Here is a 24,623-nt window from a genome sequence, read left to right on the forward strand (position 1 = left end):
CGGGCGCATCCGTGGTGTTTACACCATTCGACAGCACGGGTTGTCGTAGTCCTCGGCGACTCTCATGGTGTTTCCGGAATCGCCGATCTCGGCCGGCGAGAACGAGAACACCAGCGCGAGGAAAACGCCCGCTGCCAATACTTTTCCGAGCACGTACATGACGCCTCCACTAATAGGGAACCTGCACGCCAAACGTTGCCCGGAAACGGTTCAACCACCGTTCAGCGGCGGTCCATCAGGCCACCGAACCCGATGAACCGCCGCTGAACCACGGGCGAACCGGCACCCCGTCCGTCACCAAAAGGAAAGATGTCGGCGCCGGTCGGTGGGTTATCTTGTTCTACGGCGGACCACTGGGGGGCCCGCGAGGCTGGCACCGCAACCGGAGGCATCGTGATCTTTCACGTGTTGGGCCCTGTCGAGCTGAATGGCCAGGGCGCGAACATCGACATCGCGGCCGAGAATCCACGTAGGCTGCTCGCCGCACTGCTGCTGCGGGCGAACACCTGGGTCAGCCCCGACTATCTGATCGAGGCGGTGTGGCCGGACAATCCGCCGAGATCCAGGGCCGGCAATGTGAAGACCTACATTCACTTCCTGCGCGGCGTGGTCCCACCGGCCGGCGGACAGGCGCGGATCGACAGCCGCCACGGCGGTTACCGGCTGCGGGTCGAACGCCACGAGTGCGACGCGACGGTGTTCGAGGACCGGGTGTCCTCGGCGATGGCGGCGTTGGCCACCGCGGCGCCCACCGACGCGATCGAGCAGCTGCGCTCGGCGCTCGCGCTGTGGCGCGGTGCGCCGTACGAGCCGTTGTCGGGCACCGAAGCCGAGGCGGAGGCGCAGCGGCTCCGCGCGCTGTTGTGGCACACGAGGTACACCCTGGCCGAGACGTTGACCGCCGCCGGTCAGGCGGGCGACGCGATCACCCTGCTGTGGCCGCTGACCACCGAGGATCCCCTGCGGGAGAAGACCTGGGAGCACCTGCTGCGCGCGCTGGCCGCGGACGGGCGGTGGGCGGAGGTGTTGGTCGCCTTCCACCAGGCGCGGCAGGTGCTGGCCGACGAGCTGGGCGTCCTGCCTGGCCCCGAACTGCGCCGGCTGCACGAACTCGCGCTGCGGGCCGACCAGCGGCCACCCGCGCGCGCCGAGGACGAGCACGTGTCCGCGCACCACACCGACGTCACCGAGGTGCCGCGGCGGCGCCCGGCTCCCGGACCTCGACGGTGGCGCTGGTCGGCGCTGCTGGCGTTGATCGTCGCGTCGGCGGTGACGGCCGTGGTGGCGTTCAACGGCCAGTCCTCGCCGAGCGGCTCGGCCACGGACGCCGGCGCACCGACGCTCACGTTCCTGTCGCCCCGTTCCGGCCAGACCGTCAGCGGGATCATCACGATCCGCGTCCGGGTGAGCGACCCGGACCGACTCCGGCAGGTCGACTTCCACCGGGTCGCCAACCGCTGCCCGGGGGGTGTCGGCAAGGACTATCTCGGTCTGTACAGGACCCCCGTCAACGGCGTCTACGAGATGACCGTGGACACCAGGAAGGCGGCCAACGGCTGCCTGGAATTCGGCGCGGTCGGCCTCGACCGGGACAACCCCGAGATCCTGCACCCGTCGGGGGGCACCTATGTGAGGGTCACCGTGCAGAACTAGGCGACCGCGCCCACGATGCAGCCGAACGCGGCCAGGCCGAGCAACGTCCGTCCATAGTGGAATCGACGCCAGACGACCCGCAGCCGGTCCGCGCCGGCCGGCGGGTCGCCCTCCGGCAGCCTGCGGAACCGCGCGTTGATCGGCTCGGCGACGACCAGCGAGCTGACGATGATCACCCCGAGCAGCGCCACCGCGACCCAGGTCAGCGTGGCGGGGCGGCCGTCGCTGTTGAGCGCGAACAGCAGCGCGCCGACGCAGGTCAGCGCGCCGAGGATCGGCAGCATCGGGTCGACCCTGGCCAGTGACCGGCGGAAGTCGACGACGTACTGGTCGACCGGCATCCGCCGCCACAGGTTGGTCCGCTCGACCGCGACGACCAGGATTCCGCCGGTGAACAGTCCACCGGCGGCGAGCATCAGCCACGAACCGAGCAGGACGAGCGTCATGATCGCAGTGAACGGGATGGTCGCCCACCGGGGCAACGATCCTCGGCCCGGCTTCCAGGCCAACTCGACCCAGCCACGGCTTCGGCCAGGCCGCTGGCCCGTCTCGTGGTTATTCTGACGCGATGGTGGACAGCCCTTTCGCTTGGCCGGAAATCGCGACCGTGGCGATGGTCGCCACCCCGGTTCTCGTGCTGGTGCTGGTGCTGGTCGCCGTCGGCACCAGAAACCGGTTGGTCGCCGTCCATCGCCAGCAGCTCGAGGAGCTGACCCGGCTGCGGCGGGAGTTGAGCCGGGCCGGCCAGGGCCAGCCGGCCGCCGAGGCAATGTCCAGGATCGGCGTCACGGAGCCGGTGTTCCAGATCGGCGACCGGGTCGCGGTCATCGACGGCCCGCACCTCGGGGACAACGGGACGGTCGTGCCGGCGCCGGAATGGGTGCGGCACGGGTTCGTCTGCGTGGAGCTGCTCCGCGAACGCGGCAAGCGCTACATGCCGGTGGCCAAGCTGGTCCGGCTCGACGAACCCGCGGGCTAACGCATGTAGAGACCGCCGTTGGCGTCCCAGCACACGCCGGTGACCGTGGCCGCGCCCGGCGAGGCGAGCAGCGCGACCATCTGCGCGACGAACGCCGGGTCGCCCAGCCGCCCGACCGGGATGTTGCCGGCGAAGGCCGCCAGGTTCGCCTCGCCGACGATCGAGCGCACCATCGGCGTGTCCTGCGGGCCGGGCGAGACCGCGTTCACCGTGACGCCGTGGCCGGCGAACTCGCGGGCGAAGACCTTCGTCGCCGAGATGACCGCGCCCTTGGACGACGCGTAGTGCCCGCCGGTCGCGGTGCCACCGTTCTGTCCGGCCAGCGACGCCAGGTTGACGATCCGGCCATCGCCGCGCGCCGCGAGGTAGGCGCCGAAGACCTGGCAGGCGTAGAACGTGCCGTTGAGGTTCACCGCCAGCACCTCAGCCAGCTCGTCGGGCGTGATGTCCAGCAGTGGCTTGGCCTGGGTGCGGGCGGCGTTGTTGACCAGGACGTGCACCTCGCCGAAGTCGGCGACGACGTCGGCCAGCAGCCGCTCGATCGCCGGGCGCTCGCGGACGTCCACCGCGTAGCCGCGCACCGCCGCGCCGAGCTCCTCGGCCAGCGCCAAGGCACCGGCACCGTCCACATCGGCCACGGCGACCCGGTACCCGTCGGCGTGCAGCCGGCGGACGATGACCTCGCCGAGCCCGTGCGCCCCACCGGTGACCACGGCGACCCTGGCAGTCACAGCAGAAATCCCGCCGCCGGAACGGGTTCGTCGCTGTCGACGAGCCGAACGACCTTCAGCACGATCCGGTCACCGTCCTGGCCATCGGCCGACAGCCGGATCCGGTGGACCAGGTCTGCGGCCCACAGGTCGTGCCGGGATCGCTTGTAGGCGACCAGGATCTGCGCCGAGCGCAGCACGACCTCGTTGTCGGACACCGATTCCGGCACGAACCGGGACACCGTGCGCACCGTGCGGGCGGCGTCCACGGCCGCGATGGCGTAGCCCTCGGTCATCCGGCTCACCCGCAGCCCGCGCATCCTGGCGTCGTCGTAGACCATGTTGAGCCGGTTGGCGAAGTCGTCGCCGTCGCGGTCGATCGGGATGACGTAGATGCCGTCGTCGCTGAACAGCTCGTTCCAGGCGGCGTACTCCCGGCGGTCGAGCAGTTCCGCCTCGCGCCAGGTCAGCTCGATCGCCCTGGTGACCCGGGGATCAGTCATCGGCCATCATCAGCTTCCACTGCCGGTAGGCCGCGCGCATCCCGGTCTCGTCGGTGACGTGGGCGCTCGGCCAGCCCCGGTCGCTGCTGGTCTCCCTGGCCAGCCCGCGGTTCACCATGATCGGCAGGTCGGGCGCGCCCTGGGTGCCGCGCTGGACCCGGTCCCACCCCTCGGCGTCGTCCGGCGTGCCGAACCCGAACGGCCCCTGGAAGTGCTCGTGGATCCGCAGCCGCTCGCGGTTGACGATGTCCAGCGCCGGCGGGCCGTCCGGGCCGATCGCCACGTGCTCGATCACCGTCCGGTCGACCGCGACCGGCCGCAGCACCCGGAAGAACGAGCCGGACATGGCGACGTTCGGGAAGAGGTTGAGGTTGAACCCCGTGCCGTGCACCGACCGGACGAGCCGGCGCACCTGCGCCTGGTCGAAGGTGGTCGACAGCGCGTCGACCAGGTGGGCGAAGCGGGCGGGCAGCGGCTCGCCGGCGTCGGCGTCGAGGTCGGAGCGCTCGGGCACCATCCGCATCACGCTGTGCCCGTTGCCCAGGTCGTGGGTGACCGCGTCGGGGTCGGTCATGAACGACATCATGTTCGCGGTCTCGGCGTCCACCGACGCCATCCACGACCGGTGCACGATCGGGAAGTGGTAGCCGTCGGTGGTGTTCTCCAGCTGGATCTTCCAGTTGCCGGGGTAGCTGAACCGGTGCCGGCCGAGGACCTTGATCGGGTAGCCGGCGCCCTGGCGCATGAACCGGTCGATCCACTCCCCCGCGTCGCCGAGGAACTCCGCCAGCGGCTCGGCCTCGGCGTCGAAGGTGGCGAAGACCATGCCGCCGTGGGACTCGGTGCGCAGCGTCCGCAACGGCAGGTCGCTCTTGTCGAGCACGCCCTGGTAGCCCGTCGGGTACGGGATGCCGCGCAGCGTGCCGTCCAGCCCGTAGGACCAGGCGTGGTACGGGCAGGTGAACCCGTTGGCCGTGCCGGCCGCCTGCTCGCACAGGCTCGCGCCGCGGTGGCGGCACCGGTTGACCAGCGTGTGCAGCGCGCCGGCGCGGTCACGGGTCACGATCACCGGCTGGCGCCCGACGTGGGTGGACCGGAACGTGCCCGGTGCCGGCAGCTCGCTGTCGTGGGCCACCCAGACCCAGGTGCGCTCGAAGATCCTGGTGAGCTCCTCGGCGAAGATCTCCTCGTCGGTGTACAGCCTGCCGGCGACCCGGTCGTCGGCCACCAGGTCGGCTGGCCGGGTCACCGGGCCGCCTCCGCGTCGGGGAGGGTGTCGGGGAGAGTGCCGGGGAGAGTCACGTCCTCGCGGACGGTGAGCGCCCGGCCGATCCGGGCCTCGATCTTGGCGAACCGCCACAGCTTGACCTCGCCGTCGCCGACCACGGTGGTGCGCAGCAGGTTGCAGGCCGCCTTGACGGTCTCCTGGGTGTCCACGTCGGCGAGCAGGTAGCAGGTCCACGGCCAGCCGTCGGAGGGGCCGACCATGTGCGCGTCGTCGTCGAGGTCGCCGATGAACGACACCCCCGGCAGGGCCTTGAGCTGATCCATCATCGAGACGAACGCCTGCCACACGTGCCCGCCGGTGATGCCGTCCTTGGGCAGGTCGAAGAAGTTCTGGTTGATGCCGATGCAGAACAGCACCCGGAGCATGCCGGTCTCCCTTGTGTCGTGTGTGCCGTGTCGCGTGCGGTCAGCGGAAACCAGGGACGGTCGGCGGCATGCCCATCAGGACCGCGCCCGCCGAGTCGTAGATCTGCGGGCCGAGGAAGGCGTGCTGCTTGGGCACCAGCGCGTCGCCGAGCAGCTGCTGCAGCGGGTGCTTGCTGAAGATCGGCGCGGTGCCGGAGATCTCGACCAGCTTGCCCACCACGTCCGATGAGGTCCTGGCCAGATGGGCCGAGGCGAGCCGCAGGGCGGCGTTCTGCTCGTCGGTCGCGCTGTCGCCGGTGAGCACGGTCTGCCAGACCTCGTGGGTCACCTCGTAGAACCAGGCCCTGGCCGAGCGCAGCGCGGCCTCGGCGGTGGCGATCTCCGCGCGGTAGTAGGGCCGGTTGGCGAGGGCGGGTGCACCGGTGACCCCGGCGTAGCCGGCGCCGACCTCCTCGGCATGGTTCAGCGCGGCCCGCGCGACCCCGGCGCCGACGATCGCGAGCACCTGCGAAGCGTAGGCGATGGTCGGGTAGCGGTACAGCGGCTCGTCGATCATCGACTGGCCGCCGCGGATGAACGTCCACTCGCGCGGCACCTCGACCCCCCGCACGACCAGGTCGAACGAGCCGGTGCCGCGCATGCCGACGACGTCCCAGTCGCGCACGATCTCGACCTGGTCCCTCGGCAGTACCGCGGTCCTCGGCTTGCCGGCCGAGGCCTCGTCGCCGCCGATGCCGACGCCGACCACGTCCGCGGCCACACAGCCGCTGGCGAACTTCCAGTGCCCGTCGACCAGGAAGCCGCGCTCGGTCGGCTCGGCCGGCTGGACCGGGAACAGTCCGCCGGCGAACACCACGTCCGGGCCGTCCCGGTACAGCAGCGCCTGGGTCTCCACCGGCAGCGCGGCGAGGTAGACCAGCGACGAGCCGAAGCTCGCCACCCAGCCGGTCGAGCCGTCGACCACCGAGATCCGTTCGATCAGGTCGAGGAACTGGGCAGGGGGCAGCGGGTCACCGCCGAACCTCGCCGGGGCGGACGCCCGGTAGATGCCCAGTTCCTTGAGCCGGTCGACGAAGTCCTGCGGCACGAAGCGCTGCTCGCGGAACTCCTCTCGCCTCGTTGCCAGTTCGGCCAGCATGTCGTCGAACATGTTCAGCTCCTCGTCGGTCCCGGGCGACCCCTGGACGCTACGAAGCCGGACCGAGATCTCAAAATCGGTAGTGTCTGTCCCGGCGTAGTGGATTTCTTCAGTACCCGGCGCGCGCACCCCGCACCTACCCTGACGGAGTGCAGGCCGACCCACGCGCACCCGAACTCACCACGGACGACTTCGTGGCGATGATGGCCGCCGCCCGCCTGTGTGTGCTCCTGCACGACGCCGCCACCAAGCGCATCCTGTGGGCCAACCCGGCGGCCTGCGAGATGCTCGGCTGGAGCGTCACCGAGCTGCGACCGCTCAAGGCCAACGACATGAGCAGCTCGGCCCAGCAGTACAGCAGGGTGATCGGCCGGGCGTGGCTGCACGAGGCGGTGGAGCACGGCGCGAGCCGGATCGAGTGGCACTACCGCAGCAAGGCCGGCCGGGTGATCCCGACCGACGCGCTGGCCGTGCGGGTCGAGCTGGCCCAGGGCCCGGCGGTGATGGTGCAGTTCCGCGACATCGAACGCGAGCAGGAGATCGAGCGCGAGCTGCGGATGACCACGTCGTATGTGGACGCGCTCGCCAGACACACCTCGACCGTGGCGCTGATGCTCGACGCTACCGGGGGCCTGCGGTTCGCCACCGACACCGCCGTCGAGCTGATCGGGGCCAACCTCAACGAGCCGCTCGGGTCGCTGACCAGCTACGGCAGGCTGTGGCTGGCCGGTCGACCGGCCAGCTGGGACGACCTGCTCGGGTTGGCGGCGCCGGTCACCGCCGTGCAGCTGGAGGTTCCCCGGGAGGACGGCGAGCCGGTCTGGCTGGAGGGCAGCCTGGAGCGGCTGCGGGAACCGGACGGCGACGCGCTGCTGATGATCCTGCACGACGTGTCCGACCGGGTGCAGGACTCCGTGCGCCGGGAGCGCGCGCTGCACCAGGAGAACTACCTGGCCAGGTACAACGCCATGGGCGACATGGCGATGGCCATCGCCCACGAGCTCGGCCAGCCGCTCGCGGCGGCGGGGAACTTCCTCGCCGGGGTGCGTACCCGGGCCAGGGCGGGTGAGCTGCCGGCCGAGACGGCCGGGCAGCTGGCGTACGGCATCGACAGCGCGGTGCGCCAGATCGAGCGGGCCAGCACGATCGTGGGCTCGGTGCGTGCGTTCGTCGGTCACCTGGAGCATGTCCGGCAGGTCGTCGACCTCAACGAGGTGGTCGAGGAGTGCCTGTACTTCGTGCGGCTGCGGGCGGCGCCGGCCGGGGTCGAGGTGGTGGCGCGGTGTGCCGAGGGGCCGGTGGCGGTGCGGTGTGAGCGGGTGCTCACCGGTCAGGTGGTGCTCAACCTGTGTTTCAACGCGATCGACGAGCTGGCCGCCTGCGACCCGGCGCGGCGGCAGATCGTCGTCACCACCGGGGTGGACGGGGGTGCCGGTGTGCTGACCGTCGACGATCGGGGTCGGGGGCTGTCCCGGGATCCGTTCGAGGAGTCGTTCACCGCCAAGGAAGGGGGCAGCGGGATCGGGTTGGCGTTGAGCTACCGGATCATCACCCGCCAGCACGGCAAGATCTGGGCCCAGCACCGCCCCGGCGGCGGCTCCCGCTTCGCCTTCACCCTCCCCCTCGCCGACTGATGCCCCCGCCGCCGACCGCAGCGAAGGGTCCCTTCGCTGCACTGGGCGCAGTGAAGGGACCCTTCGCTGCGTGGGGACAGGGAGCGTGCACGTGTCGACGATGACTCTGACCTGCTACAACGACACGCATGGTTACGGCTGGCGGCATGTCGACCTGTTCGTGCGCGACCCGGACGGGCGGGAGCTGAACTGGGTGCACTGGCAGGCCCCGGCCGACGGCCCGGACGCGGCCGACGCGGTGACCGCCGAGGTCGAGCCGCGGTTGCGGCGGACCTCCCCGTGGCGGCACGCGGTCAGCGCCACCGGCATGGACTACTGGGAGGCCGACGCGGAATGGACGTGACAGCGCACTGGGCGCCGTGGTCGCTGCGCGAGCTGGCCGGCGACCTCGCCACCGGCACCACCACCCCGGCCGAGGCGCTGGCCAGGTCCCGCGCCAGGATCGCGGCGACCGACCGGGACCTGCTGGCCTGGGTCGAGCACGCGCCGGCGCCCACACCGGCCGGCGGCCCGCTCGGCGGCGTCCCGCTGGGCGTCAAGGACATCATCGACGTCGCCGGCCTGCCGACCAGGTGCGGCACCCCGCTGCTGGCCGACGCCCCGCCGGCCACGGCCGACGCGGCGATCGTCGCCGCCTGGCGGCGGGCGGGGGCCGTGCCCGTCGGCAAGACCGTGACCACCGAGTTCGCCTACTTCTCCCCCGGCCCGACGCACAACCCGGCCGCCCCGGGACACACCCCCGGCGGATCGTCGAGCGGCTCGGCGGCCGCGGTGGCCGCCGGGCACGTGCCGGTGGCGCTCGGGTCGCAGACCGCGGGCTCGGTGACCCGGCCGGGGTCGTTCTGCGGGGTCGCGTCGCTGGTGTTCAGTCACGGCCGGCTGCCCATGGACGGGGTCAGCGGGCTGAGCGCGAGCCTGGACAGCCACGGCTGCTACGCCGCGGCGGTCACCGACCTGGCGCTGGCCTGGTCGGCGTTGACCGGCACGCCCGATCCGGCGCGGCGGGCCGACCACCCGCCCCGGCTGCTGGTGTGGACCCCGCCCGGCGCGGTGGACCGGACCGCGCTCGCGCGGGCGCGCGAGCGGCTGGCCGCCGGGGGCGCGGTGGTCGCGGACTTCCCCGACGACGAGCTGGTCGCCGGGTTGACCGCCGCCCACCTGGTGGTGATGGCCTACGAGGCGGCCCGCGAGCGCACCGAGGACCGGTCCAGGCTCAGCCAACAGCTCGCCCAGCTGCTGCGCACCGGTTCCGCGACTTCGGAGCACGACTACCAGGCCGCGCGGCAGACGGTGGCCGACGCGGTGCCTCGGGTGGCGGAGCTGGTGGCGGGCTACGACGCCGTCCTGGGTCCGGCCGCCCTCGGCGCCGCGCCGGCGGGGCTCACGGCCACCGGTGACCCGGTGCTCAGCCGGCCGTGGCAGGCGCTCGGGTTGCCGGCGGTCGGCGTGCCGGGACGGCGGAGCGCCGCCGGGCTGCCGCTCGGTCTCCAACTCGTCGGGCAGGCGCGCGGTGAGGCCACGCTGTTGGCCACCGGGTGCTGGGTCGAGGCCACGCTCAGACGGTGACCTGGTGGCGCAGGATGTCGCGGACGAGCGTGCCGAGGCTGTCGGCGTCGGTCTTGGCCTTGATCCGTGCGCGGTGGACGTCGATCGTCCGCACGCTCGCGCCGAGCCGACGGGCGATGAGCTGACTTGGCTGCCCGTCGACGACCAGGCGGAGGACCTCCCGTTCCCGCTGGGTCAGGGTGGCGACCCGACGCTGGACCTCGCGCCGGTGGGCGTGGTCGGCGAACCGGCGGCCGGCTTCGGTGAGCTGGGCCTGGACGACGTCGATCATCCGCTGCGGCTCGTAGGGTTTCTCCAGGAAGTCGACCGCGCCGTTGGTCAGCGCCCTGACCGACATCGGAATGTCGCCGTGGGCCGAGCAGAACACGATCGGCGCCGGATAGTCGAGCTCGATCAGCCGCTCCTGCAGTTGGAATCCGCTGACCCCCGGCATGCGCACGTCGACAATGACCACCGCCGGCTCGTCCGGATCGAACTCGGCGAGAAAACAGGGCGCGTCCGGATAGTGAAAAGCCTGAATACCCACACTCGCCAACAGAAAGACCAACGACGTCCGCAGACCTTCGTCGTCGTCAATGACGTGAACGGTTCCGCCTCCTGGGGAACGTACTTGTGGCTGAGTCGCGTCACGTTCCCCTGAGGTGCCGGTTGCGTGGTGGTTGCGGGGATGTGGGGTCATGGCGTCATCAGGACCGAGGTTGTCGGGTAGGAGGTCGGCCAGGTTGGGGGTAGGGGGCCGATGAGGGCGTTCTCGGTGCGGGTGTGGGTGATTCGCCAGGTGTCGTCGACCGCGCGGAAGGTGTTGTTGAGTCTGCTGGACCGCAGTACGCCCGTGCCGTCGGCGAACAGCCACGGTTGGAGGTGGACCCACTGACCGGTGGCCCGGTCGCCGTCGACGTGGATCTGTTCGGAGGTGAGGTAATGGACGTTCAGCACCAGCGCGGGATCGCGCTCGGGACTCCAGAACGCCTCGAAGTGCCGGCGGATCGCCGCCGCGCCCTCCGCCCGGCCGAACTGGCCCTCGTAGTACTCCCCGACGCCTTCCCAGACGGCGTCCTCGGTGTAGAGGTCCATGATCAGGTCGATCCGGTGACGATCGTCCCGGACGCCGAACTCGGGGCACGGCGTGTCGCACAGGAACAGGTAGCGCGCCTGGACGCGGCGGATCTCGGCCTCCGCCTCGAGTACCGCGACCCGCCTGGCCAGCGCGGCGACCGTCTCCTCGAGCGAGCTCATGTGCCGACCATACGGCGTGTCGGCTCCCGGCCGGCCGACGGTTTCAGCGAACATGCTGCAGGCGGAGTTGCTCAGCCGACGCGACCCGAGTGTCCGAAGTGGTCAGTCAGCTCGAGTCACCTTGCGCCAAGCCTGACACACTTCTCCGCAATGTGGAATTATCTCCCACATTGCGAACACCGTTCCGCTGTCGTTGACAGCACCGGAACCACTCGGGTGCGATGGTCCTGTGCGCCACGCTCAGCTACCCACCCAACACCCAGCCACCAGGCTGGTCGTACAGCTGAGCATCGACCTGCCGCCGACCGCGGACGGGCTGAACGCGCTCGCCGATGTCCTGCACACCGTGAGCGCGCTACCCGGCGCCGCCATGACCGTGCCCAACGGGTCGACACTGCCGGCCTGGCCACACATCCCCCGACAGTCCACACAGGACACTCGAGACGAGCGGCTGCGCATCCGGCCGAGTTCCCGGATGGTGCTGCGCGACGGCGAGCCGCTCGAGCTCACCCGCCTCGAGTACGACCTGCTCGAGTTCCTGGCCACCCGGCCCAACCAGGTGCACCGGCGGGGCGCGCTGATGGCCGAGGTCTGGGGCGTGGCCGAAGCGCGTGGCAGCCGGACGGTCGACGTGCACGTCCGGCGGCTGCGCGACAAGCTCGGCCCGTACCGCACGGTGATCACCACGGTCCGCGGGGTCGGCTACCGCTTCGACGGGACCCATCGGGTCATCCTGGACCCGAGTCCCTCCATTGTGGAGAGCCGCTGAGGCACGGCCGCCATGATGCTGAGGCGTGGCCGCCATGATCCGGCGATGTGCGAGGATGCCGGCGTGACCGACGCGTCCGCAAGTCCGCCACGCTCCGGCGCGCAGAGCGTCGAACGCGCGCTCAGCGTGCTGCGCTGTATCGAGGCCGACGACCACGGGGTCGGCGTCACCGAGCTCGCCCAGCGGACCGGCCTCACCCCGAGTACCGCCCATCGCCTCGCCCGCACGCTCACCGAGGCCGGTGTGCTGCTGCAGGACCCGAGGACCGAGCGCTACCAGCTCGGCCCGGCGCTGGTCGTCCTCGGCCGCAAGGCCGAGCAGCGGCTCGGCTACCGGCAGGCGCTGCCGCTGCTGGAGGAGCTCGGCTCGGCCACCGGCGAGTCGATCAACCTGGGCATCCGCGCCGGCGACGAGGTGCGGGTGGTGCTGGACATCCCGTCCCGTCAGCCGCTGCGGTTCTCCCAGGAGGCCGGCAGCCGGGTGCCGATGCACGTGTCGGCCATGGGCAAGTGCCTGCTGGCCAACAGCGGCGAGATCGACGACCAGATCGCCCGGCTCGGCAACCTCGTCCAGTCGACCCACCGCACGATCACCGACCGCGACGAGCTGCGGTCGGAGTTGGAGCTGGTCCGCGAGCGCGGCTGGGCGCTCAACGACGAGGAGCGCAATCCCGGGGTCCGGGCCATCGCCGCGCCCGTGCTGCGGCAGGGCGGCGGGGTGATCGGCGCGGTCGCGATCCAGGGCCCGACCGTCCGGATCACCGACGAGCGGCTACCCGAGCTGGCCACGCTGCTGGACAAGGCCACCCACCGGATCGCCGCCCTGCTCGACACCTAGGTGATCGCCAGGGAGCCGCCGCGGGTGACCGGCAGGTCGGCCTGTTTCCACGCCCGGAACCCGCCGACCAGGTCGGTCGCGTTCGGTAACCCGATGCCCCGCAGCTCGCGGGCGGCGAGGCTGGACGCGTAGCCCTCGTTGCAGAACACGATCACCGCGTCCGCCGAGGACGCCTCGGGGACCCGGTCCGGGCTCGCCGGGTCCAGCCGCCACTCCAGCACGATCCGCTCGACCACCAGCGCGCCCGGGATCTCGCCCTCGGCCAACCTGTTGTGATACGGCCGGATGTCCACCAGCAGCGCGCCCCGCCGCTGCCGCTCGTAGGCGTCCCGCACGTAGACCCGGTCCAGCTCGGCCCGGGCCCTGGCCAGTAGGCCCTCGACGTTCACGACGCCGCGCCGAGGTCGGCCAGGCTCGCGTACTCCCGCGTCGGCACCAGCGGCGGCGAGTAGGCGTGCACGCTCAGCGCGGCCTCGGTCCCGGTGTTGGCCACGACGTGCGCCCGGCCGGCGCCGAACGCCACGGTCTCCCCCACCTCCCGCTCGCCCCGCTGGACACTGCCCCTGGGGTAGCGGAAGGTCTCCGACAGCGTCCCGCGCAGCACGGTGAACGACCCGGACGCGCCGCCGTGGTCGTGCGGGCGGGTGGCCTGCCCCGGCAGCCACGACAGCAGCCACAGCTCGACCCCGCCGGTCAGCGCCAGCCTGGCCCACCACCGCTGGTCGGAGTGGTACCTGGCGGTGACCAACAGCGCGGTGCTCAGCTCGGTGGACACCTGTCGGGTCAGCGACCGCAGCTGGCCGGCCGACCAGAGGTCACGGTCGGGGTGCAGCAGGGCACGCAGCTCGGGAAAGTCCACCTCGGCAAGGACTTCTGGCAGGTCAACAAGCGACGACGTCACGGTTCTCTCCTGGTTCCACGAAACGAAACGACCTGGCATGTCCGGCTCGGGCGGGGACAGGTGCTCGAGGCGACGAGTAACAGGTCGACCGTGCGGTCACGCCAGGTGTGAAGGGAACGAGACACATCGAGATCGTGGCACCGGACGGACCACCATCGCACTCGCATCCACAATGTGGGATGCTCTACCGCATTGCGAGCAGAACCCCCACGAGGACCAGGGCCAGCCCACCGAGCTGACGGCCGGTGAGCGCCTCGGTGGCCACGGCGGTGCCGAGCAACACCCCGGTGACCGGGTTCAGCAGGCCGACCAGGCCGACCGTGCCGGCGCTGAGGTGGCGCAGCCCGGCGAACCAGGCGGCGAAGGCCACCGCCGTGGCGACCACGGCCACGTAGGCGAACCCGGCGACGGCCGGCGCGTCCAGTGCCGGCGGCGCCCCCTCCACGACGACGGCGAAGGGCACCAGCACCAGCCCGCCCGCGACCAGCTGCCAGGACGTCGAGGCGAGCACGCCGACCCCCGCGCCACCGTCCCGGCCCCACCGCTTGGCCAGCACGTACCCGAACGACGACATCACCATCGCGCCCGCCGAGGCCAGCACGCCGCCAGCGTCGACCGCGCCGGTGCCGGCCAGCAGCATCAGCGCGACGCCGCCGATGCCCAGGCCGGCGCCCAGCAGGTGGCGGGCCGGCGGCGGGTCGGCCAGCAGTAGCCAGGCGAACAGCATCATCACCACCGGCGAGCTGGCCATCACCGTCGAGGCGACGCTGGTCGGCAGCTGTTGGGCGGCGAGGTAGATCAGCACGAAGAAGGCGCCGACGTTGAGCGTGCCGAGCACCAGCGAGCGCCACCACCACACCCCGGTCGGCAGCCGCCGGCATACCGCGAGCAGCAGCAGCCCCGCCGGCAACGCGCGGATCAGCGCGCCGTACAGCGGGTTGCCGGCCGGCAGGAACTCGTGGGTCACGTAGTAGTTGGACCCCCAGGCCACCGGCGCGATCGCGGTGACCAGCGCCCACCGTAATTTAGCTTCCACGGAAGCTATTATAACTTCCCGGGAAGCTATAGTGTGGCGCATGGCAGAGGACCTCGACCACGTCGCGCGCATCCAGGCGGAGTGGGCCCGCGAACGGCCGGACCTCGACGTCGGGCCGCAGGGCGTGATCGGCCGGCTGCACCGGCTCGCCGGCCATCTCACTGAGCAACTGTGCGTGGTGTACCGCCGCTACGGGCTCGGCGAGGGCGAGTTCGACGTGCTGGCCGCGCTGCGCCGCGCGGGCGCGCCGTTCGAGCGCGCCCCGGGTGAGCTCGCGCGGTTCACCATGGTCACCACCGGCGCGATGACCAAGCGCCTCGACCGGCTGGAGCGCGACGGGCTGGTCGCCCGCCGCCCGAGCGCGGCCGACGGCCGGGGCCGGGTGGTGGCGCTGACTGAGGCGGGACGGGCGCTGATCGACCGGGCGTTCACCGAGCACATGGCCAACGAGCACCGCCTGCTGGCCGAACTGACCGGCGAGCAGGCGAGCACCCTCGAGGAACTGCTCAGCGCCTGGCTGGCGCGCGTCGAGCAACCCGAGTAGTCCTCAATGGACTCCTCAGTCCGCCATGGCCCGGTCGAGATGGGCGATGACCGCCGGCACGTCGTCGCTCTCCGCGCTGCGGATCAGTTGCAGCGCGGGCCGAACGAGACCACCCGGCCGCGCGATCAACCTGGCGAGCACGGCGGCGCGCGCGTCGAGCGCGTCAACCATCTCCTCGCCGTCCTGGCCGGCCAGCAGCACGGCGTTGCGCCAGGCCTCCTGCCGGGACCGGCGGATGCTGAAGTCCAGGATCCACTCGTCACCGCGCCCACCGAACTGGTCCAGCAGCCACAGGTACGGCGACACCGCGCCGAGCGAGGCCTGCACCTCGAGCACCACCCGCGCCAGGATGTCGTTGATCAGCAGGAAATCCCGGCGCAGCCCGTGGATGGCCGCGCCGGGTGCGGTCCGCGCGGCGGCGATCGCCAGATCGAGGTTGATATGCGCGTTCACCCCGAGCAGGAGGTGTTGGACGATGACGGTGTCGCTGTCGTCCAGTAGTCCGAACGTCTCCCGCCAACATCTCGGTCCACTCCGGTCACGCCGCCACGCGTCCAGCGCGTCGAGATAGCGGTTGCCGAACAGGGTGTCGAACCGGTCCATTCGCGGACCGTCGTCGAACTGTCCACTGTGGATCGCGGTACGCACCTCGACGGTCACCTGCCGGTACAACGCGGCGAAATAGCCGACCCGGTCGCCCGCGTCGCGCGCCGCCAGCACGATCTCGGCAAGCCCGTCGACGACCTCGTCGATGTTGTCCGCCACCATTCACGACTCCCAGGTCATCGTGTGTGGGAGCATGCAGTATATGGGGTTCCGATCGCCGGTCAGGGTTGAATTGCCGAATCACGATTCGGCCGATTTCGTCGCCGCGGCCGAGGCCTACGCGCTGCGGCTGCGCCAGGTGTACGACCTGCGCGCCACCTGGCATCGCCGGCTCTACCGGCTCAGTGGGATCGTGGTGATCCTCGCCGGGGCCGGGCTGCCGCTGTTGGTGAGCATCGACTACGCGGGCAAGGACATCGCGATCTCGCTCACCGGCGTGCTCGTCGCGACGATCACCTCGCTGCGGGCGTTCTACCGCTGGGACCAGTCCTGGATCCTGCTGCGCAAGACGGAGATGGCCATCACCTCGGCGCTGTGGACCTGGCGCTGCCGGCCGGCCGGCAGCGACCACGACGCCGTGTTGGAGCTGCTGGAGCAGGTGCACGAGATCCGCAAGTTCGAGGCGGAGTCGTTCTTCAAGGACCTCGCGTTCCCGGTGCAGCGCGGGGATCTGCCGGCTCAGCGGTAGACGGCCGGCAGGTAGCCGGCGAAGAAGAACCCGTCCGCGAGCCGCCGTGCGGTGGCCTCCTCCGCGCCGGAGTACGTGGTGTAGGCGATCACCGGCCGGTTGTCGGCGCGCCACCACGACACGAACCGGTTGGGCAGCTCGGCCAGCTCGTAGGTCAGGAAGTCCGGCCGGGTGAACGCGTTGGTCACCATGGTCCGGCCGATCGCCCGGACCACCGGCGGCGCCGACCGCAGGGAGCCCGACGCCTGGCCGACCCCCAACCCGGGCAACATCCGGCGCAACCGGCGCAACGCGAACGGGTCGAACGACTGCACCACCGCCGTGCCCCGGTAGCCGCGCAGCCGGTCGGCGACCGCGCGCTCCAGGCCGGGAGAGTGCCGCAGCCCCCACCGGCGCACGTCGACCACCATCGGCACCCGCCCGTCGACCAGTTCGAGGACCTGCTCGAGCGTCGGCACGCGCTGGTCGCCTGGCAGCCGCAACGTGCGCACCGCCCGCGCGTCCAGCTCGTGCACCCCGCCCGCGTGGCCGGTGATCGCGGCGACATCCGCGTCGTGCAGCACCACCGGCTGGCCGTCGCTGGTGAGCTGGACGTCGAACTCGAACGGCACGTCGACCGACACCGCGTGCGCGAACGCGGCGAGCGAGTTCTCCGGGCGGCCGGCCGCCTCGTCGTACAGACCGCGATGCGCGATCGGGCGGGTGGTGAGCCAAGCGAGTTCGGACACGCCCAGCAACATACCCGGACGGGTGCCCGCGGCGGCCCAACGCAGCGAAGGAGCCCTTCGCTGCGTTGGGTGCAGTGAAGGAGCCCTTCGCTGCACCCGCCGCGACCGGGCACCGCGTGGCGCTGCCCGGTCGCGGCGGGTGGCTGGTGAACTCGGCTATGGTGGGACCGGGTGGCGCGGGCCAGCGCCGCACCGGACGAGGGTGTCGTACCCGGCCAGGCAAAGACGACACACCTAACCTCATGCACTGGATAATCCTCGTCATCTCCGGCCTGCTCGAAACCGTCTGGGCGATCGCCCTCGGCAGGAGCGCCAACCTCACCCGGCTGATCCCCGCACTGGTGTTCGGCGTCGCGCTGGTGCTCAGTATGGGCGGGCTCAGCTATGCGATGCGCACCATTCCGATCGGCACCGCCTATGCGATCTGGGTCGGTATCGGCGCCGTGGGCACCGCCGGGTTCGGCATGGTCTTTCTTTCCGAACCGGTCACGCTCGTGCGCATGATGTGCCTGTTGCTGATCGTCGCCGGGGTCGTCGGCCTCAAGTTCGCGCACTGAGCCGGGCGGCCTTCTGTTGATGTGAACGACCGAATGGAGGTGCCCCACATGGTCGGCGGGTCCTTACGTTGTCGTTACCCGGGTCGATGGGCTCGGGCCGACAACAGGAGATGGAACCATGAGAGCACGATCCCTGCTCGTGAGCTTGGTCGCCACCGCCGCTACCGCGGTCACCGCACTCACGGCGCCGACCACCGCGGCCGCCACCACGCCCCAGGACGTCACGCCGTTCATCGTGGGTGGGGGCAACGCGACCGAGACCTACTCATTCATGGCCTCACTGCAGAACAGCAGCGGCGGCCACTCCTGCGGCGGCTCGCTCATCAAGGCGAACTGGGTGGTGACCGCGGCCCACTGTGGCACCCCGTACCAGGTTCGGGTCGGCACCACCAACCGCACCAGCGGCGGCACGGTCGCCAGGGTGGCCAGACGAATCGGCCACCCGTCCGCCGACATCGCCCTGCTCCAGCTGTCCACCTCGGTCAGCCAGCAACCGGTGGCCGTGGCGTCGACCTCCGGCGCGACCGGCACGCAGACCAGGATCACCGGCTGGGGCCAGACCTGCGCACCGCCGAGCTGCGGCTCGGCACCGATCACCCTGCAGGAGCTGAACACCTCGATCGTCAGCGACAGCGAGTGCTCCGGCGGTGGGATCCGCGCGGCCAGTGAGATCTGCACCGACAACCCGGACAACTCGCGGGGCGCCTGCTACGGCGACTCCGGCGGCCCGGAGATCAAGCGGGTCAACGGTGTCTGGCAGCTGATCGGCGCCACCAGCCGCTCCGGCGGCAGCGCCACCTGCGCCCGGGAGCCGTCGATCTACGTCGACGTGCCGTACTTCCGTTCCTGGATCAGCCAGTACGCCGGCGCGGTCTGACCGGAACCGGCGGTGCCTCAGCTGATGCGAGTGCGGCACCGCCGGGCCCGTACGGGTGATTCTTGTTCTCGTTCTGGGTTGTTTCCGGCGAGAGTTTCTACCTTGGGCACGTAATTCGACGGACCCCATACTTCGGTCGGGTATTCGACCGGCGACCCGTACCCTTCTGCCCGCGACGCGGCGAGAAGGAGGGGCGGCCTGTGCGGGTGCTCCAGGTGATCAGTGAGATGGGCAGCGGCGGTGCGGAGACACTCGCCGCGGGGATGGCACTGGCCGGCGAATCGGTCGGCTGGGTGTCGGCGGTGGCCAGCGGGGGCGGGCATCGCGCCGACACACTGCGGGCGCGCGGCGTGCCGGTCTTCCCGGTGCCGGTCGCCCGCCGCCGTGCCACCGGGGTGCTGCGCGCCGGGTGGGCGACCAGGGCGGCCGTGCGCCGGTTCCTGCCGAATGTCGTGCTTGCACACAACGTCTCGGCCAGCGTGGTCGCCCGGCTCGCGGTGGCCGAGTACCGAATCCCGGTGGTGACGGTGTTTCACGGCGTGACGCGCGCCGACTATCCGGCGGCCGCGCGGATCCTGCGGCACACCTCGCGGACGGTGGTCGCGGTCGCCGACTCGGCCGCCGACGGGTTGCGGGCCGCCGGACTGGCCGGACCGGTGACCGTACCCAACGCCGTGTTCCCCTGGCCACCGGCACTGGACCGCACGGCCGCGCGCGCGGCCCTCGGCCTCGACGACCGCGTGCCGGTCGCCCTGTGCGCGGCCCGGCTGGAACCACAGAAACGCCACGACGTGCTGCTCTCGGCGTGGACGAAGGTCGACGGCGCGATCCTGCTGCTGGCCGGGGACGGCAGCCTGCGCACGGCGCTGACCGCCCGGTGCGCCGAGTTGGGCCTCAGCCACCGGGTCCGGTTCCTCGGCCCCCGCGACGACGTGCCCGACCTGCTGGCCGCCGCCGACCTGTCGGTACTCACCAGCGACTGGGAGGGCATGCCGATCGCCGTGCTGGAGTCGATGGCCGCCGGCACGCCGGTGGTCGCGTCCGATGTGGACGGTACGCGGGCCGCGCTCGCCGGTGGCGGTGGGCTGTTGGTGCCCCCTGGCGACCCGACCGCCACCGCGGCCGCGGTGCGCGCCCTGTTGTTCGACGAGCGGGCACGACTGGCCGCGGCGTCGGCCGGCACCCTGCATGTCCACATCAGACACAACGCGGACACGTTGCTGCGGAGCTACGACAAGCTGCTGCGGGCCGCCGTGCGCGGAGGCGGGCGATGAGGGTCGTGCACGTGAGCCAGCCGGTGACCGCGGGCGTGGCCGAGGTGGTCGGCCAGCTCGCCACCGCACAGCTCGGTCTCGGCTGGCCGGTCACCGTGGTCTGCCCGCCGACCGGCCGGCTGCCGGACCGGTGCCGCGAGGCGGGTATCGAGGTGTACGCCTGGCAGGGCACCCGCGGCCCTGGCTCGCGGCTGGTCGCGGACGTGGCGGCACTGCGGCGAATCCTGGACTGGCTGGAGCCGGACGCGGTCCACCTGCACAGCTCGGTCGCCGGCCTCGCCGGCCGGCTCGCGCTGCGCGGTCAGGTGCCGACGCTGTTCCAGCCGCACCTGTGGTCCTTCCAGGCCGCGCCCGGCCCGCTGCGGCGCGCGGCGGCGATGTGGGAACGGCACGCGACGCGGTGGACCGACCAGCTCGTGTGCGTCAGCGACGACGAGCTGGCCGCCGGTCGCGCCGAGGGGATCGGCACCCCGGCGGAGGTGGTGTGCAACGGCGTGGACACCGAGCGGCTGCGGCCGAGCAGCCGGGCCGCCGCCCGGCGCTGGCTCGGCCTGCCGGTCGACGCGCCGATCGCGGTGTGCGTCGGGCGGCTGGCCCACCTCAAGGGCCAGGACCAACTGCTCGTTGGCTGGCCGGCGGTACTGGCCGAGGTGCCCGACGCCCGGCTGGTGTTCGTCGGCGACGGGCCGATGGGCGCGCGGTGGCGGGCGAGCCATCCGATCGCCTGGCACGAGTCGGTGTGCTGGTGGGGCCACAGCGACGACGTCGGCGCGCACTACGCGGCCGCCGACGTGGTCGTGCTGCCGTCCAGGGCGGAGGGCATGGCGCTGGTGCCGTTGGAGGCGATGGCGTGCGGGCGGTCGGTGGTGGCCTTCGATGTCGGTGGCGTCCGGCAGAGTGTGGCCGGCGCGGGGGCCGTGGTGGCCGAGGGCGACGTGCGGGCGCTGACCGAGGCGGTCATCGACCGGCTGACCCACCCCGCGCTGGCCGACCACGAGGGCCGGCGCGGTCGGCGACGCGTCGCCGACCTGTTCGCCGCCGACCGGGCGGCCGACCGAATCGCCATCCTGATCGAGAAGCTGGTCGTCGGCTGAGCGGCGTTCGTTGTTGAGGGGTTTCTCGTGACACCCGAGGGACCAGGTGGGCATGGTCGAGCTGCTGCGCCACGACCGCGAACCAGGCGCGGCCGCACCGTCGCCGCGCCGATCGAGTGACAATGCTCGATTTTGATCGCGATATCCGGTAAGTGCGCTGGCGAGCGAGCCGACCAGTCCGCACCGTTACCTTCGTACCGACAGATACGCCCAGGTAGCGGGTCAATTCGCGTATCCGAGTCGCCAGCGTGATCAATTTCCGTCACTTACCGAATTGACTTTGCACGAACGGGGCGTTGACACCCACTTTGCGGTGAGATGGGTAATACCAGGGGTGATTCGCGGTAACTTTACAAACGTCCGGAACAACGGACAACGAAACCTTCGTAAGGAGACTGCAAATGCCGAAGTTGGCTGGCCGCAGTGTGCTTTTCGCGGCCCTTGCCGTACCGATCGCCATGATGGCTGGTCCGCTGACCGCGTCCGCTGAAGCGGTGGACGAGCCTTCGGTCGCGGAGCAGGTTAGGGGTGACAAGCCCGGTGATTCCGTGTCCATCGTCGACGAAACCGATGTAACCATCATCGACGAGGACATCGACACGAACCAGAACATCAACGGGATCTACAACAACACCGATGTCGATGTGACCGAGATCGGCGTCTCGATCAGTGACGGTCCCGCGCACTGGTTCGATCACCAGCACGAGAACTTCGCCACCGCCCTGGACTCGGTCAGGCCGGCGACCTTCGCCGCCGACGCCCAGCCCGTCGCGGCGGAGTCGACGAACCCGGCATCGGTCAACGCCGTCGACCAGCCAGTCGCCGCCGAGTCGGCAGCCGTCGACCAGCCGGTCGCGGCCGAGTCGGCACTGCTCGCCGACCAGCCGGTCGCCGTCGCGTCGGAGAAGCCGGCCAACAAGCCGGCCGACGTCCAGTCGGACAAGCCGGCCAACAAGCCGGCCCACGTCCAGTCGGACAAGCCGGCACACGTCGACAGCGACCGGCCCGCCGCCGCTGAGTCGGTCAAGCCGGCCAACGTCGACCAGCCGGTCGCGGCCACCCACGAGCAGGTCGCTTCGGCCTCGGTGACCCCCCGCACCGACGCGCCTGGCCTGAGTGCCGCCGAGTTCGACGAGCTGACCACCGCGGTCGGCCCGGTCGTCGATGGCGCGTACTCCGGCGCGGTGGAAGGTGCCCAGCTCGCCGTCGAAGGCGACCAGGGCGGCTTCGCCGCCTACGAGTTCGACGAGCTCCTGGCCTACGCCGGCATCGGTGGCGCCTGGACGCAGAGTGCCGAGGGCAGCGGCGTCGAGGCTGGCTGACCACGAAGCACGATGGCGCCGGCTCCCACGCCCTGGGAGCCGGCGCTTCCTCATGTGGTTGTGCTGATCCGCCGCGGGCTCGGCCGGTCAGTTGAGCCGCCGTGGCGGCCGGACCCGCTCGAGGTCGCGCTGGTCGAAGGTGTCGAACTGGGTCAGGCTCGGCGCGAGCTTGCTGAGACAGCGGATCACGATCTGCGAGACGTTGGACGACGAGGTGTTCATCCTGGCCGCGATCTCGCCGACGCTCAGCCCTTCGAACAGCCGCAGCCGGGTGATCTCCCGCTGGCGTTCGGTCATGTAACCCATCACCCGCAGGATCCGTTGCCGTACCTCGCCCGCGGCGAGCCGGCGGACCGCGACGTCGGCGGCGTCCTCGATGGGCTGCTCGTCGACCACCGGATCGGTGGCCCGAACGCAGGACTCGGCCATCCGCGCGGTCAGCAGGTCCGGCCAGTTCGGCTCGTGCGCCGGCGGATCACTGAGTACCGCGACAAAAGCCTCGTGTACGAGATCCGCGGCGTCCACATCGGACCGATCAGTGGTGCGCCGCGCCGCCAGCTCGATCATGGCCGGACAGTGTTCGGTGTAGATCTGCTCCCAGTTCACCGGGGCCGGGGACCATCGACTAGGAGGCGGATTCCGAAGGCTGCGGGGGTGGCGCGGGAACTGGTGGCCCGGCAGGACTCGGTGGCGCCGAGGAGGTGCCCGCCAGGACCGGTTGCTGGTCGTCGGCCGGGCCGCGTGGTGGTGGCATGTGGGTCAGGGCGCCGTTGGCGAACAACTGGCGCAGCCCGGACTCGCTCTCCCGCAGACCGCGCAGCAGGGTGTCCGCCTTCTCCAGCGCGTCCCGGATCACGCTGCGCGCCTCCTCGGCGGCGTTGGCGCGGCACCGGTCGGCCTCGCGCTGGGCCTGGTCGATCAGTTCCACGCGGTGGCGCAACAGTTCCTCGGCGCGCTCGGTGCACTCACTGGCCGCCTGCCTTGCCTCGTCCCGGATGCGGCGCGCGTCCTCCTCCGCGGTGTCGATCAGCCACTGCACGGTCGCGGAGGTCGGCACACCGGCGCGGTCGGCGCCCTCGACGGCAAGCGCTCTCGCGACCGCGCGGTCCCGCTCCGCCTGCGCGAAGTCGAGCGCGACCCGGAGCTCATGCAGCTCCCCGTTGACCGCGTCCCGGTCGTAGCCACGGAATCGGACCGGAAACGCGAGCGCGTCCGCTGACATGTCTGCCCCTTTGCCAATCGAGTGAAGAGAGTCGGCGAGGCAGGACCGGCGAACCGGCCCTGCCTCCTACCCACCAAGGTGACGAACTCAGTTGTCCTGAACCGTGCCGCCGATCGTCAGAGTGCCGGACGCGCAGTTCATCGGCTTAACACCGATCGCGTCACTGCTACCGGGGGAAGCGACCGGCGCGACAACGCCGTTCGCGACTTCCTCGGCCGATACCTGCACGCCAAGCACTCCGGCATTCAGTTCGCACAACCCGCCGACCACGTTCACGTTGTTCAGGACGTGCACGTTGTTGACGTTGACGAGACCTACCTGCGTGACTTCGTCACGGTCGTCGGAAACCGAACCGGCATCCGACGCCGAGGCGATGCCACCGAAGGACACCATGCCAGCAGCGATGGCGGCGGTGCCGACGATGAGTTTCTGCAACACCTAGGAACTAACCTCTCATTGGTGGGCGGCGGCGGGCGAACCCGCCGCCGGGGAGATCAGGCGCGTTCAGTTGTTCTGAACGGTGCCGCCGTCCTCGATGCTGGACGAGGCGCAGTTGTACGGCGCGGCACTCTCGGCCTCGTTCTCACCCGGGGACAGGATCGGCACGCCGACGCCGTTGAGCACGTCCTCGACCGGCACCTGGACACCCAGCACGTTGATGTTGTTGTCGCAGACGCCAAGGGCGACCGAGACGTTGTGCAGGATGTCGGTGTTGTTCAGGTTGGCCAGGCCGACCTGGTTGGGGCCGTCGTCGCCGTGGCCGCCACCCGACTGCGCGGACGCGAGCCCGCTCATCATCATCAGGCCAGCGGCGGCGCCCGCCGTTACGAAGCCAATCTTCTTCAACATTTGGGTATTCCCTCGTTTCATATAACGCGATCTACTTGCACAGGTCCGATCTTGCTCCGACCAGGACGGGACATTAGCGTGGTGATGTTCGCCGATCCAGCTCCGTAATACTGTGGAACCTTGTAATCCTTCGTTGATGTTAGGTTCGCGAAATACGAACACGAACCGTGAACAATTTTCGAGGTCAGCGTCACCTGATCGGGTGACCAGATACCCGGTCGTGGTCGCGTCCTGGCGGTGATCGTCC

At 70.9% G+C, this 24,623-nt stretch carries 32 protein-coding genes and 1 riboswitch; of the genes, 14 read left to right on the forward strand and 18 right to left on the reverse strand.

Annotation, left to right across the window (positions count from 1 at the left end):
• Positions 1-18: 18 nt before the first annotated feature.
• Positions 19-159 (reverse strand): hypothetical protein, encoded by a 141-nt coding sequence (locus tag ACYVIP_RS15880; RefSeq protein WP_460396792.1) that lies wholly within the window; start codon positions 157-159, stop codon positions 19-21.
• A 246-nt stretch (positions 160-405) separates the two neighbouring features.
• On the opposite strand from ACYVIP_RS15880, the gene ACYVIP_RS15885 reads away from it, so the two are divergent.
• Positions 406-1,653: a BTAD domain-containing putative transcriptional regulator gene (locus ACYVIP_RS15885; RefSeq protein ID WP_460396794.1), complete on the forward strand. Its 1,248-nt coding sequence runs from the start codon at positions 406-408 to the stop codon at positions 1,651-1,653.
• Here ACYVIP_RS15885 and ACYVIP_RS15890 read toward each other — a convergent pair.
• Positions 1,650-2,099 carry a DUF1772 domain-containing protein gene (locus tag ACYVIP_RS15890; RefSeq protein WP_460396796.1) on the reverse strand — a complete coding sequence of 150 codons (450 nt, stop codon included), beginning with the start codon at positions 2,097-2,099 and terminating at the stop codon, positions 1,650-1,652. The two genes, ACYVIP_RS15885 and ACYVIP_RS15890, sit on opposite strands and share 4 nt — an antisense overlap.
• A gap of 122 nt (positions 2,100-2,221) precedes the next feature.
• Here ACYVIP_RS15890 and ACYVIP_RS15895 point away from each other — a divergent pair, with 122 nt between their 5' ends.
• Entirely contained in the window at positions 2,222-2,632 is a 411-nt protein-coding gene (locus ACYVIP_RS15895; RefSeq protein WP_460396798.1) for a KOW domain-containing RNA-binding protein, read from the forward strand.
• On the opposite strand, the gene ACYVIP_RS15900 is transcribed toward ACYVIP_RS15895, so the two are convergent.
• Genes ACYVIP_RS15900 through ACYVIP_RS15920 form a run of 5 tightly spaced genes read right to left on the reverse strand, consistent with a single transcriptional unit; the run spans position 2,629 to position 6,648 of the window.
• A complete protein-coding gene (locus tag ACYVIP_RS15900) occupies positions 2,629-3,363 on the reverse strand; it encodes an SDR family NAD(P)-dependent oxidoreductase (protein ID WP_460396800.1) in 735 nt (244 codons plus the stop codon). The two genes, ACYVIP_RS15895 and ACYVIP_RS15900, sit on opposite strands and share 4 nt — an antisense overlap.
• On the reverse strand, positions 3,360-3,845 hold the full coding sequence (locus ACYVIP_RS15905) for an aromatic-ring-hydroxylating dioxygenase subunit beta (RefSeq protein ID WP_460396802.1): 486 nt from the start codon (positions 3,843-3,845) through the stop codon (positions 3,360-3,362). The genes ACYVIP_RS15900 and ACYVIP_RS15905 overlap by 4 nt, the downstream gene beginning before the upstream one ends.
• Complete coding sequence (locus ACYVIP_RS15910; RefSeq protein ID WP_460396805.1) at positions 3,838-5,094, reverse strand: aromatic ring-hydroxylating oxygenase subunit alpha; 1,257 nt, start codon at positions 5,092-5,094, stop codon at positions 3,838-3,840. The genes ACYVIP_RS15905 and ACYVIP_RS15910 overlap by 8 nt, the downstream gene beginning before the upstream one ends.
• Positions 5,091-5,498 (reverse strand): hypothetical protein, encoded by a 408-nt coding sequence (locus ACYVIP_RS15915; protein WP_460396807.1) that lies wholly within the window; start codon positions 5,496-5,498, stop codon positions 5,091-5,093. The genes ACYVIP_RS15910 and ACYVIP_RS15915 overlap by 4 nt, the downstream gene beginning before the upstream one ends.
• A gap of 40 nt (positions 5,499-5,538) precedes the next feature.
• A complete protein-coding gene (locus ACYVIP_RS15920; protein ID WP_460396809.1) occupies positions 5,539-6,648 on the reverse strand; it encodes an acyl-CoA dehydrogenase family protein in 1,110 nt (369 codons plus the stop codon).
• A 137-nt stretch (positions 6,649-6,785) separates the two neighbouring features.
• Here ACYVIP_RS15920 and ACYVIP_RS15925 point away from each other — a divergent pair, with 137 nt between their 5' ends.
• From ACYVIP_RS15925 to ACYVIP_RS15935, 3 genes are all read left to right on the forward strand, one after another.
• Positions 6,786-8,270 carry a PAS domain-containing sensor histidine kinase gene (locus tag ACYVIP_RS15925; protein WP_460396811.1) on the forward strand — a complete coding sequence of 495 codons (1,485 nt, stop codon included), beginning with the start codon at positions 6,786-6,788 and terminating at the stop codon, positions 8,268-8,270.
• A 100-nt stretch (positions 8,271-8,370) separates the two neighbouring features.
• Positions 8,371-8,613, forward strand: a complete 243-nt coding sequence (locus ACYVIP_RS15930) for a hypothetical protein (protein ID WP_460396977.1) — start codon at positions 8,371-8,373, stop codon at positions 8,611-8,613.
• On the forward strand, positions 8,610-9,836 hold the full coding sequence (locus ACYVIP_RS15935; RefSeq protein ID WP_460396813.1) for an amidase family protein: 1,227 nt from the start codon (positions 8,610-8,612) through the stop codon (positions 9,834-9,836). The genes ACYVIP_RS15930 and ACYVIP_RS15935 overlap by 4 nt, the downstream gene beginning before the upstream one ends.
• On the opposite strand, the gene ACYVIP_RS15940 is transcribed toward ACYVIP_RS15935, so the two are convergent.
• Both ACYVIP_RS15940 and ACYVIP_RS15945 read right to left on the reverse strand, forming a co-directional pair.
• Positions 9,826-10,413, reverse strand: a complete 588-nt coding sequence (locus ACYVIP_RS15940; protein WP_460396979.1) for a response regulator transcription factor — start codon at positions 10,411-10,413, stop codon at positions 9,826-9,828. The genes ACYVIP_RS15935 and ACYVIP_RS15940 overlap by 11 nt on opposite strands.
• A gap of 98 nt (positions 10,414-10,511) precedes the next feature.
• Positions 10,512-11,072 (reverse strand): nuclear transport factor 2 family protein, encoded by a 561-nt coding sequence (locus ACYVIP_RS15945; RefSeq protein ID WP_460396815.1) that lies wholly within the window; start codon positions 11,070-11,072, stop codon positions 10,512-10,514.
• 229 nt (positions 11,073-11,301) lie between these two features.
• Here ACYVIP_RS15945 and ACYVIP_RS15950 point away from each other — a divergent pair, with 229 nt between their 5' ends.
• Together ACYVIP_RS15950 and ACYVIP_RS15955 are read left to right on the forward strand one after the other, a co-directional pair.
• Positions 11,302-11,841 (forward strand): winged helix-turn-helix domain-containing protein, encoded by a 540-nt coding sequence (locus ACYVIP_RS15950; protein ID WP_460396817.1) that lies wholly within the window; start codon positions 11,302-11,304, stop codon positions 11,839-11,841.
• A gap of 63 nt (positions 11,842-11,904) precedes the next feature.
• On the forward strand, positions 11,905-12,678 hold the full coding sequence (locus tag ACYVIP_RS15955) for an IclR family transcriptional regulator (protein ID WP_460396820.1): 774 nt from the start codon (positions 11,905-11,907) through the stop codon (positions 12,676-12,678).
• Here the strand turns inward: ACYVIP_RS15955 and ACYVIP_RS15960 are convergent.
• From ACYVIP_RS15960 to ACYVIP_RS15970, 3 genes are all read right to left on the reverse strand, one after another.
• The gene (locus tag ACYVIP_RS15960) at positions 12,675-13,067 is read right to left on the reverse strand and encodes a rhodanese-like domain-containing protein (protein WP_460396822.1); all 393 of its coding nucleotides are present in this window, start codon (positions 13,065-13,067) and stop codon (positions 12,675-12,677) included. The two genes, ACYVIP_RS15955 and ACYVIP_RS15960, sit on opposite strands and share 4 nt — an antisense overlap.
• Positions 13,064-13,579, reverse strand: a complete 516-nt coding sequence (locus ACYVIP_RS15965) for a cysteine dioxygenase (protein WP_460396824.1) — start codon at positions 13,577-13,579, stop codon at positions 13,064-13,066. Before ACYVIP_RS15965 ends, ACYVIP_RS15960 begins: the two co-directional genes overlap by 4 nt.
• 184 nt (positions 13,580-13,763) lie before the next feature.
• Entirely contained in the window at positions 13,764-14,615 is an 852-nt protein-coding gene (locus ACYVIP_RS15970) for an EamA family transporter (protein WP_460396826.1), read from the reverse strand.
• A 40-nt stretch (positions 14,616-14,655) separates the two neighbouring features.
• On the opposite strand from ACYVIP_RS15970, the gene ACYVIP_RS15975 reads away from it, so the two are divergent.
• Complete coding sequence (locus ACYVIP_RS15975; protein ID WP_460396828.1) at positions 14,656-15,159, forward strand: MarR family winged helix-turn-helix transcriptional regulator; 504 nt, start codon at positions 14,656-14,658, stop codon at positions 15,157-15,159.
• 15 nt (positions 15,160-15,174) lie between these two features.
• Here ACYVIP_RS15975 and ACYVIP_RS15980 read toward each other — a convergent pair whose 3' ends face one another.
• The gene (locus tag ACYVIP_RS15980) at positions 15,175-15,927 is read right to left on the reverse strand and encodes a DUF5995 family protein (protein WP_460396831.1); all 753 of its coding nucleotides are present in this window, start codon (positions 15,925-15,927) and stop codon (positions 15,175-15,177) included.
• A gap of 70 nt (positions 15,928-15,997) precedes the next feature.
• Between ACYVIP_RS15980 and ACYVIP_RS15985 the strand changes: the two genes are divergently transcribed.
• Positions 15,998-16,453 carry a DUF4231 domain-containing protein gene (locus tag ACYVIP_RS15985; protein WP_460396833.1) on the forward strand — a complete coding sequence of 152 codons (456 nt, stop codon included), beginning with the start codon at positions 15,998-16,000 and terminating at the stop codon, positions 16,451-16,453.
• Here ACYVIP_RS15985 and ACYVIP_RS15990 read toward each other — a convergent pair.
• Positions 16,444-17,181 (reverse strand): glycerophosphodiester phosphodiesterase family protein, encoded by a 738-nt coding sequence (locus ACYVIP_RS15990; RefSeq protein WP_460396835.1) that lies wholly within the window; start codon positions 17,179-17,181, stop codon positions 16,444-16,446. The genes ACYVIP_RS15985 and ACYVIP_RS15990 overlap by 10 nt on opposite strands.
• Before the next feature lie 168 nt (positions 17,182-17,349).
• A riboswitch (guanidine-III (ykkC-III) riboswitch) is annotated at positions 17,350-17,416 on the forward strand.
• 7 nt (positions 17,417-17,423) lie between these two features.
• Here ACYVIP_RS15990 and ACYVIP_RS15995 point away from each other — a divergent pair.
• The 5 genes from ACYVIP_RS15995 to ACYVIP_RS16015 all read left to right on the forward strand — a co-directional run bounded on the left by ACYVIP_RS15995 (position 17,424) and on the right by ACYVIP_RS16015 (position 22,305).
• Positions 17,424-17,738, forward strand: coding sequence for a DMT family transporter (locus tag ACYVIP_RS15995; protein WP_460396837.1), 315 nt, complete (start codon positions 17,424-17,426; stop codon positions 17,736-17,738).
• A gap of 118 nt (positions 17,739-17,856) precedes the next feature.
• Positions 17,857-18,615 carry a S1 family peptidase gene (locus ACYVIP_RS16000; RefSeq protein WP_460396839.1) on the forward strand — a complete coding sequence of 253 codons (759 nt, stop codon included), beginning with the start codon at positions 17,857-17,859 and terminating at the stop codon, positions 18,613-18,615.
• Positions 18,616-18,815: 200 nt separating this feature from the next.
• Positions 18,816-19,889 carry a glycosyltransferase gene (locus tag ACYVIP_RS16005; RefSeq protein WP_460396841.1) on the forward strand — a complete coding sequence of 358 codons (1,074 nt, stop codon included), beginning with the start codon at positions 18,816-18,818 and terminating at the stop codon, positions 19,887-19,889.
• Positions 19,886-20,983 (forward strand): glycosyltransferase, encoded by a 1,098-nt coding sequence (locus ACYVIP_RS16010; RefSeq protein WP_460396843.1) that lies wholly within the window; start codon positions 19,886-19,888, stop codon positions 20,981-20,983. Before ACYVIP_RS16005 ends, ACYVIP_RS16010 begins: the two co-directional genes overlap by 4 nt.
• A gap of 548 nt (positions 20,984-21,531) precedes the next feature.
• Positions 21,532-22,305, forward strand: a complete 774-nt coding sequence (locus tag ACYVIP_RS16015; RefSeq protein WP_460396845.1) for a hypothetical protein — start codon at positions 21,532-21,534, stop codon at positions 22,303-22,305.
• An 87-nt stretch (positions 22,306-22,392) separates the two neighbouring features.
• On the opposite strand, the gene ACYVIP_RS16020 is transcribed toward ACYVIP_RS16015, so the two are convergent.
• The 4 genes from ACYVIP_RS16020 to ACYVIP_RS16035 form a co-directional block, all read right to left on the reverse strand.
• Positions 22,393-22,911: a sigma-70 family RNA polymerase sigma factor gene (locus ACYVIP_RS16020; protein WP_460396847.1), complete on the reverse strand. Its 519-nt coding sequence runs from the start codon at positions 22,909-22,911 to the stop codon at positions 22,393-22,395.
• A gap of 19 nt (positions 22,912-22,930) precedes the next feature.
• Entirely contained in the window at positions 22,931-23,527 is a 597-nt protein-coding gene (locus ACYVIP_RS16025; protein WP_460396849.1) for a hypothetical protein, read from the reverse strand.
• An 87-nt stretch (positions 23,528-23,614) separates the two neighbouring features.
• Positions 23,615-23,965, reverse strand: a complete 351-nt coding sequence (locus ACYVIP_RS16030; RefSeq protein WP_460396851.1) for a hypothetical protein — start codon at positions 23,963-23,965, stop codon at positions 23,615-23,617.
• A 66-nt stretch (positions 23,966-24,031) separates the two neighbouring features.
• The gene (locus ACYVIP_RS16035; RefSeq protein ID WP_460396853.1) at positions 24,032-24,376 is read right to left on the reverse strand and encodes a hypothetical protein; all 345 of its coding nucleotides are present in this window, start codon (positions 24,374-24,376) and stop codon (positions 24,032-24,034) included.
• Positions 24,377-24,623 lie beyond the last annotated feature (247 nt).

The organism is Actinophytocola sediminis (assembly GCF_054779715.1).

Coding starts and splice junctions, on each gene's coding strand:
- ACYVIP_RS15880 (WP_460396792.1), bottom strand. CDS start 159: ATGTACGTGCTCGGAAAAGTATTGGCAGCGGGCGTTTTCCTCGCGCTG.
- ACYVIP_RS15890 (WP_460396796.1), bottom strand. CDS start 2,099: ATGACGCTCGTCCTGCTCGGTTCGTGGCTGATGCTCGCCGCCGGTGGA.
- ACYVIP_RS15895 (WP_460396798.1), top strand. CDS start 2,222: ATGGTGGACAGCCCTTTCGCTTGGCCGGAAATCGCGACCGTGGCGATG.
- ACYVIP_RS15905 (WP_460396802.1), bottom strand. CDS start 3,845: ATGACTGATCCCCGGGTCACCAGGGCGATCGAGCTGACCTGGCGCGAG.
- ACYVIP_RS15915 (WP_460396807.1), bottom strand. CDS start 5,498: ATGCTCCGGGTGCTGTTCTGCATCGGCATCAACCAGAACTTCTTCGAC.
- ACYVIP_RS15920 (WP_460396809.1), bottom strand. CDS start 6,648: ATGTTCGACGACATGCTGGCCGAACTGGCAACGAGGCGAGAGGAGTTC.
- ACYVIP_RS15930 (WP_460396977.1), top strand. CDS start 8,371: ATGACTCTGACCTGCTACAACGACACGCATGGTTACGGCTGGCGGCAT.
- ACYVIP_RS15945 (WP_460396815.1), bottom strand. CDS start 11,072: ATGAGCTCGCTCGAGGAGACGGTCGCCGCGCTGGCCAGGCGGGTCGCG.
- ACYVIP_RS15975 (WP_460396828.1), top strand. CDS start 14,656: ATGGCAGAGGACCTCGACCACGTCGCGCGCATCCAGGCGGAGTGGGCC.
- ACYVIP_RS15980 (WP_460396831.1), bottom strand. CDS start 15,927: ATGGTGGCGGACAACATCGACGAGGTCGTCGACGGGCTTGCCGAGATC.
- ACYVIP_RS15995 (WP_460396837.1), top strand. CDS start 17,424: ATGCACTGGATAATCCTCGTCATCTCCGGCCTGCTCGAAACCGTCTGG.
- ACYVIP_RS16000 (WP_460396839.1), top strand. CDS start 17,857: ATGAGAGCACGATCCCTGCTCGTGAGCTTGGTCGCCACCGCCGCTACC.
- ACYVIP_RS16010 (WP_460396843.1), top strand. CDS start 19,886: ATGAGGGTCGTGCACGTGAGCCAGCCGGTGACCGCGGGCGTGGCCGAG.
- ACYVIP_RS16025 (WP_460396849.1), bottom strand. CDS start 23,527: ATGTCAGCGGACGCGCTCGCGTTTCCGGTCCGATTCCGTGGCTACGAC.
- ACYVIP_RS16035 (WP_460396853.1), bottom strand. CDS start 24,376: ATGTTGAAGAAGATTGGCTTCGTAACGGCGGGCGCCGCCGCTGGCCTG.